10 protein-coding genes are annotated in these 15,416 nt (G+C 53.7%); 2 read left to right on the top strand and 8 right to left on the bottom strand.

Annotated elements, in window-relative coordinates; genetic code table 11:
- Positions 1–25: 25 nt before the first annotated feature.
- Positions 26–802, bottom strand: a complete 777-nt coding sequence (locus Q7J88_RS02660) for a hypothetical protein (protein WP_303720608.1) — start codon at positions 800–802, stop codon at positions 26–28.
- Positions 803–1,097: 295 nt separating this feature from the next.
- Here Q7J88_RS02660 and Q7J88_RS02655 point away from each other — a divergent pair, with 295 nt between their 5' ends.
- On the top strand, positions 1,098–2,387 hold the full coding sequence (locus Q7J88_RS02655; protein ID WP_303720607.1) for a M48 family metallopeptidase: 1,290 nt from the start codon (positions 1,098–1,100) through the stop codon (positions 2,385–2,387).
- Positions 2,388–2,472: 85 nt separating this feature from the next.
- On the opposite strand, the gene Q7J88_RS02650 is transcribed toward Q7J88_RS02655, so the two are convergent.
- The 7 genes from Q7J88_RS02650 to Q7J88_RS02620 all read right to left on the bottom strand — a co-directional run bounded on the left by Q7J88_RS02650 (position 2,473) and on the right by Q7J88_RS02620 (position 12,334).
- Positions 2,473–4,971, bottom strand: a complete 2,499-nt coding sequence (locus Q7J88_RS02650; RefSeq protein WP_303720606.1) for a fused MFS/spermidine synthase — start codon at positions 4,969–4,971, stop codon at positions 2,473–2,475.
- Positions 4,972–5,226: 255 nt separating this feature from the next.
- The gene (locus Q7J88_RS02645; RefSeq protein ID WP_303720605.1) at positions 5,227–6,741 is read right to left on the bottom strand and encodes a 4Fe-4S binding protein; all 1,515 of its coding nucleotides are present in this window, start codon (positions 6,739–6,741) and stop codon (positions 5,227–5,229) included.
- A gap of 14 nt (positions 6,742–6,755) precedes the next feature.
- Positions 6,756–7,652 (bottom strand): HEAT repeat domain-containing protein, encoded by an 897-nt coding sequence (locus tag Q7J88_RS02640; protein WP_303720604.1) that lies wholly within the window; start codon positions 7,650–7,652, stop codon positions 6,756–6,758.
- Positions 7,652–8,395, bottom strand: coding sequence for a carboxypeptidase-like regulatory domain-containing protein (locus tag Q7J88_RS02635; RefSeq protein WP_303720603.1), 744 nt, complete (start codon positions 8,393–8,395; stop codon positions 7,652–7,654). Before Q7J88_RS02635 ends, Q7J88_RS02640 begins: the two co-directional genes overlap by 1 nt.
- A 10-nt stretch (positions 8,396–8,405) precedes the next feature.
- The gene (locus tag Q7J88_RS02630) at positions 8,406–9,416 is read right to left on the bottom strand and encodes an ethylbenzene dehydrogenase-related protein (RefSeq protein ID WP_303720602.1); all 1,011 of its coding nucleotides are present in this window, start codon (positions 9,414–9,416) and stop codon (positions 8,406–8,408) included.
- Positions 9,417–9,515: 99 nt separating this feature from the next.
- Positions 9,516–11,072, bottom strand: a complete 1,557-nt coding sequence (locus Q7J88_RS02625) for a bifunctional aminoglycoside phosphotransferase/ATP-binding protein (protein ID WP_303720601.1) — start codon at positions 11,070–11,072, stop codon at positions 9,516–9,518.
- A 137-nt stretch (positions 11,073–11,209) separates the two neighbouring features.
- Positions 11,210–12,334 (bottom strand): HD domain-containing phosphohydrolase, encoded by a 1,125-nt coding sequence (locus tag Q7J88_RS02620; RefSeq protein ID WP_303720600.1) that lies wholly within the window; start codon positions 12,332–12,334, stop codon positions 11,210–11,212.
- Positions 12,335–12,685: 351 nt separating this feature from the next.
- On the opposite strand from Q7J88_RS02620, the gene Q7J88_RS02615 reads away from it, so the two are divergent.
- On the top strand, positions 12,686–15,178 hold the full coding sequence (locus Q7J88_RS02615) for a fused MFS/spermidine synthase (RefSeq protein ID WP_303720599.1): 2,493 nt from the start codon (positions 12,686–12,688) through the stop codon (positions 15,176–15,178).
- Positions 15,179–15,416 lie beyond the last annotated feature (238 nt).

Raw genomic sequence — 15,416 nt, 5'->3', positions numbered from 1 at the left:
CATCGAGCCATATTTGTTCGATTAATTACGGATGCGCCGTCTTGTTGATGTTTTCATTCTGCCACGGTGTAATCTTGTTCCAGCCACCTTTTTGCTGTTGTGTCGCGCGGCTGTCATCATAACAGTGACAGTTCTGCGCGGAGGACGTGAAGGTGTTCTGCTGCGACGAATTGTTCTCGTCCCAGGTGTTATGCCGGATATCGAGACAGTTGGTGATCATCAGCATCGGCAACCGCAATGCGTGCGGGTTATTGCACTTTGAACAGCTGAACTGATGGTGCATCATGTCGGTGACAGCGGCATCCGAAGTTGCTCCCCAATCGTAGGAGTTAAAGGCATATGGCTGATCTAATGTCGGCGGAGGATTATAACCGCCGGCATTTGAGTCAGGTCCGCGATAGCCACCACCCGCCAGAGCGGTTTCACCCTGATAAATAAATGGGGTGTCCAGGACCATGACCGGATAATGGCTGGTATCACTTGGCCGACCTTTATCCCAGTCATAGGCCACAGGTGCCGGTCTGCCGTGGCTGTAGGCGAAGATGTTTTCCGCGTTGGTAAAGGTCTCACCCCGGGGAACAGCGCCAAAGACTGTCTGCGATATGTAGTTCTTATCCCACGGCGCCCCATCCTCTTCATACAGGTTGCCCATCCCGCTGCCGCGCAGATAAGGTGCTCCGGTCATGGTGCCGCCCGGGTTGACCCCGTCGGGTGCCTGCGGATGCCCTTCCATATGACAGAAGTTACACACCTTCTCGGGACTACTATCGGAGATGTGCAGAACCGTTGTCATCCTGCTCATGCCGTGACAGGTGGAGCGCTTTGCTCCCGGCTCGGCCAAGTGGTCGCCGCTGTTATGACAGTAGGTATTTTTGTTAGTTTTCTATTGATGAATGTCTTTTCCAGTTTGAGGGGGGGAAATCACTAATTTGAACAGTCTTTTTACGAATAAGTTAGGAGGAATCTGGCCTCGGAAAATTTTTGGGCTGTTTTCAGACTTTTTAGGACGGGTCAAAAAAGAAAAGATAAATTCATGACTAGCAGAATAGCGAAAAGATTATTAATGCCTTATACTGGATCAGTTTTCGGAGGTTTTTATGAGATTTTTTCCAATTCTGTTACTTTTTTTTCTGCTGAACTGCCCACAACTTCAGGCCGCAGATCAGCCTGACCTTCAGACTGATCCGCCGGCTCTGCAACATAAAAGTGCACGTCTTCTTGAATTTCCTTCGCAGGCGTTGGAACTCTGGGCGAATAGTCAACAGGAAAAACCGCTGTTACTACTCTTCTCACAAGATCCGTTTCTGCAACCGATACCGAAGTCTCTGGTGCAACAGATTGTTCGGCAAATCAAAGATGGGACGCTGGATACGAAACAGCTTAATCCCCAGTTCGCTAACCCCCTGCTGTTGCCTCGTATGGGCTTGCGAGCAGCGATCGAGGCAAATGTTTTTTCATCAGTGACCTGGGTTTTTCCGTCACAGGTCGAGGTAGAACAGTTAAATCTGCAACTGTTTCGCGAGCAATTGGTGGAGTCGGGATCCGCCACCCCGCAGGAAGCGGAGAGCTTTTCCCTGCAAGACAATACCTTCAGCGGGATGATCAATGGTACCCCTTTTCGTGCTGTTCAGCTTGATCAGTTGCAATCGATCAGTGGTGAAAATCTTCTGCATATCGACCTCAGCTATTTTTCTCCGCTGTACAAAGGTGAAATCAAAACACCACTCTATCCATTGCTCTACAACTTTGTGGGGCAACTTCAAGGGCTGGGAGTGAAGCTAAGCAGTGTTTCCATCTCCTGCTCGAATCTTGATGGCAACCTGCCCTTGAGCACTCGGTTTGTCGCCAGCACATTGGAACGACTGTTTATGGATCCGCAATTATTGGCGCAACCGCTTCCCAATAGCTGGGAGCTACGCCGCAAAGCTCTATATTTAGACAACTTTTTTCAAGATGAAAAGATTGACGAGATCTATCGTCAGCTGAAGAAGGATACGCCACAGGACGCTTCGGTCCGCTATGCGTACTATCAGCTGCTGCGCAAAATGAAAAAGGGCAATGAGGCGTTGGACAGCTTGGCCGAGGCTGTTGAATTGGAGCCTGCTTACGGGCTGGAGTATTCGACGCTGGCGGGCATTGCCTGGGAAAAAAAGCGACCCGACCAGGCGTTGAAAATGCTCGATTTGGCTTATGCCGCCTTGCCGGAAAATCCCTTTCTACAGCTACAAAAGGCGGAGCTGCTGCTCAAACTGGGGCATCCGGAAGGAGCCATACCGTTACTGAAGGATTTACAACAGCAGCCTTGGTCGCCAGTTTACTATCCACAAATTCCTGAGTATCTACAGGCGCTGCTAAACAGTGCCGTCAGCCCGACAAAAGAAAACTAGCTTCGACTGAGTTGGATCACAGTCTTCATTTCCGGGTGTGTTGCGCCATTTGAGTCGCTGCAGATCCTGTGCTTCCTGCCTGTTTTTATCCGCTCGGGGGGTTGTGCAGCTGAGCTGCTTTGCGCATGAAGTGGACTGCTTCGGCCCGCCGGCCATTTTTTTCATACCCCTTTGCCAGTTCTCGGAACACCTCCGCAACCTGTGGTGGACTACCGCCAAGGTTGACCAGTGGAATAAATACCTTTTTCTGCGCTTCAAGCAGGGCAGTCATATTATTGCTCTGGTACTCGCCCAGAGTTTTTTCCCCAAGATTGAAGCGGGCGGAATACTCGAGCAACGAGTGGTCATCGGTATTGTAGTTGCCGGTCCCGGAAAATTCTTTCAGCGCCCGCTCGGAAAAAAGATAATGACCGGCAATCAGCTCACCCGGATCCCCGATGTTCACGCGGGCGAGAACTTGGTCGATCGCTGGCCGCACGAAGCGCTGCTTCAGTTGCTGGTAATCGAGCACTAGTTCATGTTGGGCTCCGACCAGAACCATGTCCGAGCCGGCTTTGAACGCAAGTACACGGGGAAAGGTCTGCATAAATGTGCGGGTCAGGGTGCGCAGATTCCCGGTGGTGATATCGTAAAGCCCGATCCACTGACAGAACAGCCCGTTTTCCTTCAGGTGCGCTGCGGCGAGCTGATAAAAGTCGGCTGTGAACAGGTTGGCATTTCCCGCCTGCCAGGGGTTGGATGGTTCGGAGATGATCACGTCATATTTTTTCGATTGGGTCATCAACAGGTTACGGCCGTCGCGGATGATCAAGTTGATTTTCGGGTCGTCCAGCGCGTTGCCGTTTGCTTCAGTGAAGTATCCCGCTGCCTTTACCACGCCCGGTGAAAGTTCGACACAGTCAATTCGGTCGGTTGGGTGGGCGCTCAGACCGCGCAACGTAATGCCGGTGCCTAGGCCGATGACCAGCACCTCTTCCGGATGTGGGTGCATCAGCATCGGCAACTGTCCCACCAGGGTTTGGGTCGACATGTCCTGCCCGGTGCCCCCATCGGTCTTGCCGTTGACGGTAAAGAAGCGGAGTTGCCCATTCAGACTTTCATGCACGGCTACTGTGGTGTCAGTCCCCTCGATGACTTCGAGAACCTTTTCTTTCTCTAGGACTTTGTCGATGCCACCCATCCGTAAATATTTTGTGGCGTAACAATAGACGCCGCTGTTCATCAGTTTCTCATTCCAGTTAAGCGGAGTGAAGGAAAAGATCAGCCCGATAACAACCAGCGCGACAACCATCAGACCGATTTTGGTCTGGCGGGAGAAGTACCAGAACAGATAAATGGCCAACGCCAAGTTGATCAGAGCCAGTAGGCGAAAACTGTCGAAAGTGCCGAGCAATGGGATCAGCACGAAGCCCGCCACCAGACTTCCACAGACTGCGCCGATGGTGTTGTGCAGAACGACCAGCCCAACCCCTTCGCCGGTGTGGGCCTTTCCCGGATCGAGGATGGCAACCGCTGTCGGAAGCAGGGCGCCGGAGAGGATGGTCGGGATCGCCATCACTAGAAAGATGATCAGGAAAGAGCAGGCGGTTAGCAGCCACCAGCGTTCGCCGGTAAGCTGATGGGCGACCAGAAAAGCCTTGGCCAATTGGTCGTAGAATGGAACGGTAGCCAGGATCGCCGTTCCCATCAGGGTGGTTAGCAGAATAAAAAGCTGCTTTTCGTTCATCTTCGGGTGCACCAGTTTGGAATAGAAGACTCCCCCCAGCGCGATGCCGATCAGATAGGCGCTCAGCATCAGTGAAAATGCATAGCTGGTGTTGCCGAGAAACAGGAGAAAAACCCGGGTCCAGAGGATTTCGTAGGCGAGGGAAAAGAAACCGATAAATCCAACGCTGATCAGAATTGTATGGTGACGAAGTGGTTGCAGAAATCTCTTCACCGGTGGTTTGATCAAGGTCTGATTTGAATTGAAAGATAACCAGAATGCGACTGCAGCGATCAACAGGTTCAGGATGGCTGCCAAGTAGCCGGTGGCTGTCAAGCCGAAGGTCGGGATCAACAGAAATCCGGCGCAAAATGCCCCGGCCATCGCACCGGCAGTATTTAATGCGTAAAGTCTGCCGATCTGTCCTCCCGATTTTCTTCGTGCTGAATATCGGCAAATCAACGGGAATGTTCCGCCCATAAATATTGTCGGCGGCAACAGCAGGATGGCGGAAAAAAAGAAATTCAGGCCATGCAGTAGGCCGGGCCAGTCGGGGAAGGTTTGCGTCAAGCCAACATAGATATACTCGACAATGCTCAGGGTGGGAGCGAATAAAAGGGCGGTTAATGTGATGCCAGCTTCCAGAAAAGCATAGAGACGCAGCAGATTAACGTCACGATCCGCATAGCGGCCCAGAGCGTAACTCCCGATTGCCAGACCAGCCATGAATGTCGCGGCAACAATACTGGCAGCAAGGATAGTCGTGCCAAAGGTCAGCGACAGGTATTTGGTCCAGAGGATTTCGTAGACCAGGGCACAGAACCCTGATAACAGAAAGGCAACGTAGAATAATAATTTCTGATGCGATGTAAGACTCATTGTCCCCTCCACGGGATAAATAATCCCAACCACAAAAATTAGAATTTTACCTTCTAAATATGGTATTCGCAATCAGTTCAGTCGAGTTTTTAATAAAAACGGCAAGCGTCTATTCGAAGGCGTGTTGCTTTATGTCCAAGATTGTTAAGAAAAACTCTCTGGATGCTTGAAGTGGACCGGGAAAGAAGAAGAAAAGAAAGCCGGTCTTGCAGTTGAAAATAGCCGGTGCAGTCTTCTGGTTTCACAGAAGCTTTGCTAGCGAACAAACAGCCAGCGGATGAGGGTGTCCGTGTACAGAACGGCTGGTATGCTCACTCCGACGACTGACGCCCAGAAATAAAATTGTACAGCCCTGTCGCTAAGCAACCGATTGGCTATTTTGCGGGCTGCAAGCAGACTGAACAGGTAGCCGAACAGAAGGATTGCTAACGCCAGCCACTTCAGAATTTCGAGAGGGAGCAGCGCGGTAGGTTGGGCTACGGTCTGCGTAATTTGCATGGCTAGGTAGCTCTGCACACCGGTCGGATCCTGCAGCACCAGGGGCAGGTAAGCTCCTTTAGTGTTGAGCTTGACCAGGGCAAGAATCAGGTGGACAGTGAGTAGTAGAGGGATGAAGGGTAACAGCAGTTGGCCAAGTGCGGTCCAGCTGCTGTCAGAGCTCGGCTTCAGCGGCAGGCTGTTTTCCAAGTCAGTTGTTCCCGTTTTCGCAGGCAAGGTACTCTCACGGAGGTGGCGCAGCTTGAACAGTATCAGCCCCGGGAGCAGGAGCAGCAGCGGCAAGATCAACGTGACCCAGATTGCTGCTAGCAACGCATAGCCGGGAGTTTGCCAGCCTAATGCGACGGCTGCTTGTTGCGGCAGCCAGAACAGGACTTCACGCAGCGAGATGTTTACTTTGCTGAAGCTGGCGGTCAGCATCCCCAGTAGAACCACAACAAACAGGGTCTCGCTCCGGTTCAGCCCTTTTTGTCCCAGCTCCGCCAGCCAGGGGCGGAAACCGAGCTGAAGATTGTGGTGTGCACAGTTGTCGACACATTGCATGCAGAGGGTGCAGCCCGCGTCGTCAGTCAATTGCTGTGGATGTAGGTCGATCGGGCAACCGGGGCGCAAGCTGTTCCAGAACAGAATGCCGCGTCCCCATTCGAACCGCCGCCAACTCGGCTCTTCAGAAACACATTGCCGGCTGTCGCAACTATCGCAGACGGCTTGTTGTCCGACACGTAACTGAAACGGTGCGATCCGTGCGTAGAGTGCCATGACCGCACCGGCAGGGCAGAACAGCGAACAAAAGGCGCGTTGTCGGAACAATAGACCACTGGAGATGACCAAACCGATGGCGGTTGCCATCAGAACCGCGGAGTAGTCGGGAAAGCGATGAATCGATAGCCAATAAACTGCTAATTGTAGCACGATCAAGGTCAGGGTGACTGGATACTGATTTTGCAGCCAGCCGGGCAGGGTGCGTTTCAGGCCACTGCGGGAGATGATCCCATTCAGCCAGCCTAGGGGGCAGAAGGCGCACCAGAGGCGCCCAAACAACAGGGCAACAAACACCACTCCCATCAGCCAGAGTACCCAGAGACCGTAAGTGGCCAGATTGGTGTACATCAGCGGGTCGGCGGCCGCAACGCCAGGAATGGCATGCTGGTGCCAGCCGTAGCCGATCATCAGTAACAATATCGCCAACAGAAATATCCTGCAGAGTCGCCAGAACCAGGGCGATTTCAGCAGGGCGCCGAGCCCCTTTATTTGTAACAGGTCGATCTTCACAACGTATCCATTGACTAGTGGTAGATGTTGTAGGGAAGAACCAACTCGCCGGTTTCATTCCGGTATCGGTAATGTTTCCCGGTCAACATTTCCAGGCTGCGGGCTGACCACTCGCGAACCACGTTGACGTCATCCTGGAGGGCTGTCTCCAAGGGCATAATTGAAGCTGCACCGCCAACTTCCGATAGGGCCATTGCCGCATTCATCCGCACCTGCCAGTCAGCATCCTGCAGCGCTTCGATCAGCAGTGGTTCAGAACGCGAATCCTTCAGTTTCCCGAGGGCTAAGATGACCTCGGCCCGATTAGCCCCCTTGATTCTGTTCGCCAAAACTTCAAAGGCAAGCGGATCGGCGATATCTCCCAAGGCGCGAATCGCGCCGGCAGCGGTCGTTGACTCGGTGTGCGACAGGAAATCGATTAGAGGTTCTGTCGCCAGGCGATTCAGCTTGATCAGTGACCTGGTCGCTGCTTTGCGGACTTCGCCATCCGAATCGCCTAATGCATTCAGCAGCGGCTGAACGCAATCCGGTTGCGCGATTTCTCCCAGCGCCCAGGCTGCAATATAGCGGCGTTTCAGTTGCCGGTCGGCGAGCACCTCGGCAATCGGTTTGACCGCCGTTGCCGCTTGATGATTACCGAGCGCGGCGATGACATATTCCCGCTGTATCCGATCGCTGCTGTGCACTTTTCCCAGCAGCACCGGGATCACTTCTGCGGAATTCAGGCTGACCAACACCGAATAGACCCGCTCGTTGGTCAGTTCTCCTTCACTGCTGAGTAACCCGACTAGTTGCTCGATCGCCTTTCGATCGCCAGAACGTGCCTTGGCGCTGACCTCGTCGAGAGAGATAGATTCGCCCAGTTGCTGGCAGCCGGTGAAAAACAGCAGGAGCAGAAGCAGATAGCGCATTACCAGACCTTGTTGACGGTGATGTTGACATCCTGAACGATCTCACCGAGTCGTACCACTACGGCCGATGGTTCGATGGTGCCCTGATCGTAGCGTCCGTAAAGATCACCAAGTTTTGGGGGGCCGCCGAATTTGTTGCGCGCGCAGAGGTAGTAGGTGCCACCTTCCGGCAACAGGATTTTATAATGTCCGTCAGGACCTGTTTTGCTGGAGACAAATTTCGGTCGTTCCGACATCTGGACATGGTCGTAAACCTGAACCCGGGCATCGGCGACCGGATTGCCGTCGGCATCGGTGATCAGGCCTTCCAGTCCGGTGGTGCCGCTGGTTGCCACGTCGGTCAAGCGGCGCTCGTCACCGATCTTTTTCGGAGCGACCAAGGTCAGCTCAGCCATCCCTTCACGAACCTTCAGCTGCATGAAGTCGCTGCGAAAGTCGCCGGCCAGCACCGGGCCAGCGGTCTCCCCTTCCTGGCGTTTGCGGGCGACGGCGATGTAATCGCCCTCCGGCAAGTTCAGCTGAAAAGCGCCATCCCTGCCGGTAGCCTCAGAGCGCGCGTACGCCGGGCCGTACAAATCCATTCCTTGTTTATAGATGTACAGGTAGGTCTGTTCGAGAGGTGCAACCACGACCCCTTTGACGTTGATCAGCTTCGCCTGGTCGGTGCTGCTGTCTGTCTTGGGTTCGTTGCAACCGGCCAGTGTCAGTAACAGGCAGCAGAAAAAAACAGTAATCAATTTCACGGGTATCTCCTCAATCATCCTCTGCGACAAGCAACAGGGATTCTTCATATTTGGATGCGTAATGGTCGTAAAGCGTATTGTCCATCACGGAAAGGCCAAATGCAAATTCCTGGCCAGATGAGAACTGAACATCCCGCGGCGAACCGGTCTGCAAGGCGCGCCGCAGGGTGACGACCCAGTGACCGTCAACATGCTCGCTGTGTGCTGAAATGTCGGCCCGATCGCCACTCGGTAGCTCGGTCAGATAACCGGGTGCCGTACTGCCGGCCGGAATAAATCGTCCGGCAAACGGTTCGCCTTCCTGATCGTAAACCGGTTGATCACCATCGGCAAACGCTTTTAGCCCATTTTCCTGCAATACAGCACGGGAGTTTTCCCTAAACAGTTCGCCCGGTAGATCCCCGTGCATCCCTTCCTGGTCCAGATAGCGGTCATCGGCAAAGCCGAAACGGCCAGTGCGCTCGGCGCGCCAATTCCAGAGATCGAAGCGGGTATCGGTACCTGCCAGCTTCATCCGGTTTTGGGCGTGGAAGCGGGCTCCCTGCACGCCGAAGTCATCCAGATGGCAGGCGCGGGCACAACTGAACTTTTCTGGCTTTCGTTTGCCGGGCCAGAGAATGCCGAAGCCGTCTTCCATGGCGTTGCTTGTCTGCCAGCTCTCTCCGTTGTAACGCCACTGGCGGATCTGGCGGTCCGCAGTCGCGTCGGGCCATTTGAGCTGCAGGTAGAGTTGGCTGTCGGTGTAAAAGGAGCGCACTTCAACCGTGATCGGTTCCGGTAGTGCCGCGCCATGGTGACAGGAGGCAGTACTGGTGTGGACCATGTCTTGATCGATATCTGGGAACAGGATCTCTTTATGTGGGCGGCCACCGACGACACTGATCCGGTGAACTGCCGCTCGCTGCCAGTCGGCATCGCTCGGGGGGTGCTGGAGTTTTAGCGAAACAACCTTTTCGCTGGGGACCTCATTGCAGGCGGATAAGGCTAAAAGTAATAATAAAATCAGACTGATACGAAGCAACTGATATCCTCAATATGAACATTTTTCACATAAAAGAGCAACAAGCCTTCCCACAATAGGCAAAAGCTGATGCTCCTGTAAATAACTTTTCCACTGAATTTAGCTATGCTTGATGCGGATGACAATATCTTCTTCTGGCGTGTCGGGAAAGATTTTTAGGGAAGCAAGTTTTTCATCGGCAGCCAGCGGTTCTGTTTGCTGCAACTGCATTTGCAGCACTTCTGGCGTCGCTTCTGAAATTTTCCCAGTGTTAATGCTGCGCTCAGCAACCCGGAGAAACAGTTCTTTTTCATTCACTGTGAAATCGAGAATGATAAAGGGGACCTTTAACCGCTCTGCCAACCTGCGTGCCTGCTTGCGCTGTTGCTGTTTGAGGAAGGTCGCATCAAGAATTGTCGGGAAGCCTGCTTTAATAGCAGTTTCGGCCAACGCCAATAGTCGGTGGTAGGTTTTCTCACTCGCGTGCTCTGAGTAGATTCCGGCGGCAAGGGTTGAATCACTTTTATCTGCTTCCTCCAGCCCGTGCAACCGTTTGCGCTCAATGTCTGAATGGATGCCTATTGCACCGTATCGAGGAGCCAACTGGCGGATAAAAGTGCTTTTGCCTGAGCCTGAAAAGCCGTGGGTTATGATCAGTGGCGTTCTTCTTTGTTGTGTGTAGCGCTCAGCAAGCTCGAGATAGCTATGCAGCAAAGCCTCATCGTTCTCTCTCACCTTTTCACCTCGACCTACCTGGGCCAGTCGCAGGCAGACCACTTTTGCTCGCACCATCGCGCGATAGCTCCGATAGTAGTCGAGCAGGTGCAGCCCCTGGTAGTCACCGGTTTTCTGCAGGTAGCGGTTGAGAAAATGCCAACTGAGCCGGTCTGCGCCACGATCATCCAGATCCATCAGCAAAAAGGCATAATCGTTGACAATATCGATACAGCGGAAATCTTCGTTGAATTCGATGCAGTCGAACAGGAGCGGTTCTCCGTTATGCCAAAGCATATTGGCCAGATGAATATCGCCATGGCATTCGCGGATGAAATGCTCTTTTTTTCGTTTCTGCAGCAGCCCAAGATGCTGTTGAAACGTTTGCCTGCTGTAGCTTTCCAGCCGGTCGAGTTTCCGTCGCTGGGATTTTTCGTGCAGGAGTTTACGGATCTGCAAGAAGTTCTCCTCTACCGGAGCTTTGACGGCGTCGGGAGAACCGAAGTGGCGATTCTGTTCGATGCGTGGGGCGCTTTTATGCAGTTCGGCAAGATATTCGGCGAACTTTTCGATTTGTGCCGGCTCTAGCAAGCCGTTCTGCAGCAGTTGGTCGAGCTCCTCCTGACGCGAAAAACGTTTCATCTTCACCAGATAATCGAGGGTTGGCGTTCCGCCGATGACTGGGGCCGCCGCAGAACCGCCGAGGCTGACGACGTCGAGATAGATCCGTGGCGCAAAACGGCGATTGAGGCGCAGCTCCTCCTGACAGAAGTGCTGCCGCTTGTTCAGGGTGGAAAAATCGAGAAAGCCGAAATTGACCGGTTTTTTCAACTTGTAGGCATATTCTCCGGCCAGAAAAACCCAGGAGATATGGGTCTCGACCAGCTTGACGCGATCGACCGGATGATCGTAACAGTGGGGGTTATGTAGCGCTTCAACCAGAACGGCGGAGGACTTTTGCATGTTGCTTCTCCTGAATTCAGGTGCACTGCAAAGGCCGGGTGGTTGGCTTCTGGTTAAAGCCTAGTGGATTCTGCCGCAAAGGCAAATGAGCGAGAAATAAAATCGGCAGCTTAGCCGGTCGGACAAGTCTAGTCGGTTCAGTCTGCCCAGGTAGTTTTGATCTTCAGTATTTCGTCGATATTGGCAAAGAAGAGTTCGACCAAGTGCGGGTCGAGCGACTTGCCCGCTTCCTCGCGGATTGTTCGCTGACATTCCGGTTCGCCAAAAGCATTTTTATAGGAGCGGCTGCTGGAAAGGGCATCGTAAATGTCTGCAATGCTGACGATACGGGCTTCGATGGGAATTTCTTCTCCTTTCAGACCATGAGGGTAACCTTTGCCGTCCCAGCGTTCATGGTGGCAGGCTGCTATAACCCGAGCCATGATCAATAGATCCGATTCCCGGTCGGAGGAACCTATCAATTCCTCCGAGATACTGGTAGAGTGCTGCCCGAATTCATCCTCCGGGTCAAATTCTAGTATCTGCACTCCAACTTCGCAGTGTTTTTTCATCTCCCGCCATTCGTCGCGGTTGAGCTTGCCTGGTTTGAAGAGGATGTGATCCGGAGTGCCGATCTTGCCGATGTCGTGCATCAGGCTGGCCCATTGAATCAGTTCAACCGTCTGTTCGGGCAGGCCATAGGTTCGCGCCAGTAATTGTGAATATTTACTGACGCGAACAACATGGGCGCTGGTGTTGTTGTCGCGAAATCCTGCTGCGCGGCCCAGGCTGCGGATTACCTGGACATAATTCTGCTCCAGCTTGGAGTAGGCCGCTTCCAGCTGAACCGTGCGCAGCGCAACCATTTCCTCTAGATGCTTGCGATATTCGCGGTTTTCGCGTACCAGTCGCGCACGCTCCAATTCTTTTTCGACCGTATGGAGCAGGATCGAGAGGTCGGTAACCGGTTTAAGGATATAGCTTCTGGCCCCAAGGTTTATCGCATTGACCACATCGCAGATCTCACCACTGCCAGAAACCATGATGACCGGCTGGTCCGGGTTTGCTTCGTGGATGAGCTTGAGGATGTCGAGACCGTTCTGGCCCGGCATGCTAATGTCGAGGAGCACCAAATCAGGATTTAGCGCCTGAAACATTTCGAAGCCTGCGGATCCGTCTGCCGCTTCTTCCACCCGGTAGCCGAAATCTTCCAGATAGAGTCGGAAACTGGTGCGAATCGAAGCTTCATCATCGACAGTCAGGATTACTGGGGCAGAGTCCATGGAATTTATATCTCCGTACGCCTTGATTCCTCACCATTAAATTATTGATCAGAAAATTGAGGAGTCAAGTCAATCGCAGTAGAGATACCATCGCATTGTTCTTGCAGTTTCTGTTCAAATAGTTTGTATGTGTCATGGGAGTCTATTTTCCCGGTTGTCAGAGGTGTCGGCGAGCGTTCTGGGTGATAATTGGAACATTTTTTCTTGACTAAAACGCTGGCTTGATATAGCCCGGTAACTGAAGTAGGCTTGTGTGGCTTTGACCCTTCCTTTCGTTGTCCTGCCAGTCATGCCCTTTTGCTGCTGAAGCACGCTTAACGTATGCAAACCATGTCGATGAAGAATTGAAATATGCAGTCTAAACGATTTACCAGAACCGTCATCTATTTCCTCTTTGGTCTGTCGGGGTTCAGTGCCCTAGTCTACGAAATTCTCTGGACCAAGCATCTGATTCTGACTTTTGGCGCGACAATGCCGGCGGTCAGTATGGTCGCTGCGACCTTCATGACCGGGCTGGCGCTCGGTGGTTTCCTCTTCGGTCGCCTCGCCGATCGTTCGGCCAACCTGTTCAGGCTCTATGCGTTGCTGGAACTCGGCATTGTTATCAGCGCAGTCGGTTTTCCTGTTGCACTCCATGGGGTGGAGCACACCTACCTTCCGCTAAGCCAGGTTTTTCCCGACAACCCTCTGTTAATCAATTTTTCCCGGCAGCTTTTTGCGGCTCTTCTGCTGTTGCCTCCCACCGTTTGTATGGGCGGCACATTGCCGGTTGTTTCTCGTTTATTTATCGGCCCAGGGTTCAGCGCTCCGGTGGGCAGGCTTTATGCTCTCAACACGGTCGGAGCAGTGGCGGGTTGTTTCGGTGCTGCCTTTTGGCTGATCCCTTCGTTCGGGTTGGCGGAGACCGGCGTGATCGCTGTGGCCATCAACCTGAGCATCGCCCTGGCCTTTTGGTGGCGGGCCAGGCGGCCGGTCGCGGTTCGGGATACGGTGGTTGGCGCTTCGCTTCCCCCCGCTTCCTGTAATTCGACAGAGTGCCGCTGCCTGTTGTTCTGTGTGGCCTTTCTCGGGGCACTCGGCTTGGGGTATGAGATTCTGTGGACGCGGGTTTTCCTGCTGTTTCTGGGCAACACGACCTTTGCATTCGCCATCATCCTAGGGATTTATCTGACCGGGTTGAGCCTTGGTGGCGCCTTGTATGCCCGCTGGCTCTCCCGGCTTCGTAATCGACACCGGTTGTTCCAGCAGTTGATGGCTCTGGCGGGCCTGTTCATTCTGGCGACCGCCCCCTTCTATGATCGATTGGCCTATCTGTTTCAGCAAGCGCATCAGCAGGCCAGCGGGGATTGGGGGACGCTGTGCCTGCTCAACGTCGCTATCGTTGCGGCAGTGATCCTGATTCCGACCACCCTCTCCGGCGCGCTGCTCCCGGCAGCGGTCGGTCTTTATTCCAGTGACCTGACGCATGCCGGCGAAAATGTCGGCATCGTCATCCTTTGCAATACGCTGGGAGCGGTTGTCGGCAGTGTACTTGCAGGATTTTTGCTGATTCCCTGGGTAGGCCTACTGGGGAGCTTCCGGCTGCTGGCGCTTCTTAACCTGTTGCTTGCCTTCGCTTACCTGCTGCGCTTCAAAAAACAGTTGCAACCGGTCGGCAAATTGGTTCCGTCGCTGGTTCTCGGTTTGCTTCTGGCGCTGGTTCCCCTCAACTGGAACCCACTGCTGATGAACACCGCTGTTTACTATTATGCGCCGATGATTGCCAAGGTGGGGGGACTGGACGCGTATATCGAAGACACTTCTTTGGTCGATGTCGAAGAGGGGATTGAAACCACGGTTGCGGTCAAGGAGTATCAAAAACGGATCCGGTTTTTTTCCGTGAACGGGAAGACAGATGGCAGTACCGGCAGGGATATGAGCACCCAAGTGCTGGTGGGGCAACTGCCGATGCTGCTGAAGAATTCGCCGAAAAATGCCCTGGTGATCGGGTTGGGTACCGGCGCTACCTTGAACGAGGTGGTCTCTCACCCCAAAACCCAGATCGATTGCATCGAAATTTCACCCGAGGTCGTGCGGGTAGCCCCATTCTTCTCCACCGTGAATGGCCACGCTTGGGAAAATCCACGTACCCACCTCGTTATCCAGGATGCGCGGCAGTGGTTGCTGACCAGAAACAAGCGCTACGATGTCATCATCTCGGAGCCATCGAACCCCTGGCAGACGGGGAATGCCAACCTGTTTACCTCCGACTTCTATCAGATCGCCGTCAAACGGCTGACTCCCGGTGGGGTCTTCTGCCAATGGCTGCCGCTCTATGATCTGTCGCTTGAACAATTGCGCATCGCGATCCGCACCTTTATCCAGGCATTTCCCGAGACGACCGCGTTTATCAACGGTACCGATTTCATCCTCCTTGGCAGCCGGGTTCCGCAGGCGTTCAATCTGAAAAAGCTGAACGCTGCGATGGCCAATCCAAGGATTGCCGCCCGGCTTGCGCGGTTCGAATTCGGCTCAGCAGGGAGTTTGCTGGCTTCGGCCTACTTCTCCGGAACGTCGGTGCTGCAGAGTTTTTCCGCGGGGGCGGCGCTCAATTCAGACAACCATCCCTGGCTCGAGTATTCGCCACAGATGGGATATTCAACATTCAATACCAATTTTGCCCAGCTGATCAATGCCCGCAGGCGGCAAGGCCCGCAACTCCCACCCCTGACCCACCTGGGTGATACTCCGGAGGAAACCAGACGCGCGCTGAAATCTCTGGCATTGGATTTTTTCCGCGTGGAACTTCCCGACGAGGCAAATATTCTGCTGCGGCAGGCGAAGGGGAAGTTTGACCACCGGTAACAGGAGGCCAAAGACAACAATGACGTTGCGTGGAACATAACGCCGGAAGCTCACTGCTGAAAATGATAAAGCCCCTGATTTCGCAGGGGCTTTGTTGTTGTTTGCCCAGCGGAGCTGGCAAACCCGGCTTGCTGAAAGAAGCAAGCGTCGCCCCGATCAGGGGGAAGACAATCCGAATCGCAAGGGCGTTGCTGGCAACGGCAGGGTCTGAAGGAAGCGATAGGAAGTGAGCTGCACA

It is taken from the genome of Malonomonas rubra (genome assembly GCF_003247215.1).
Taxonomy (GTDB): domain Bacteria; phylum Desulfobacterota; class Desulfuromonadia; order Desulfuromonadales; family Geopsychrobacteraceae; genus Malonomonas; species Malonomonas rubra_A.
This window is presented reverse-complemented; position numbering and strand designations above follow the sequence as displayed.

Coding starts and splice junctions, on each gene's coding strand:
- Q7J88_RS02660 (WP_303720608.1), bottom strand. CDS start 802: ATGAGCAGGATGACAACGGTTCTGCACATCTCCGATAGTAGTCCCGAG.
- Q7J88_RS02655 (WP_303720607.1), top strand. CDS start 1,098: ATGAGATTTTTTCCAATTCTGTTACTTTTTTTTCTGCTGAACTGCCCA.
- Q7J88_RS02650 (WP_303720606.1), bottom strand. CDS start 4,971: ATGAGTCTTACATCGCATCAGAAATTATTATTCTACGTTGCCTTTCTG.
- Q7J88_RS02625 (WP_303720601.1), bottom strand. CDS start 11,072: ATGCAAAAGTCCTCCGCCGTTCTGGTTGAAGCGCTACATAACCCCCAC.
- Q7J88_RS02620 (WP_303720600.1), bottom strand. CDS start 12,334: ATGGACTCTGCCCCAGTAATCCTGACTGTCGATGATGAAGCTTCGATT.
- Q7J88_RS02615 (WP_303720599.1), top strand. CDS start 12,686: ATGCAGTCTAAACGATTTACCAGAACCGTCATCTATTTCCTCTTTGGT.
- Q7J88_RS02640 (WP_303720604.1), bottom strand. CDS start 7,652: ATGCGCTATCTGCTTCTGCTCCTGCTGTTTTTCACCGGCTGCCAGCAA.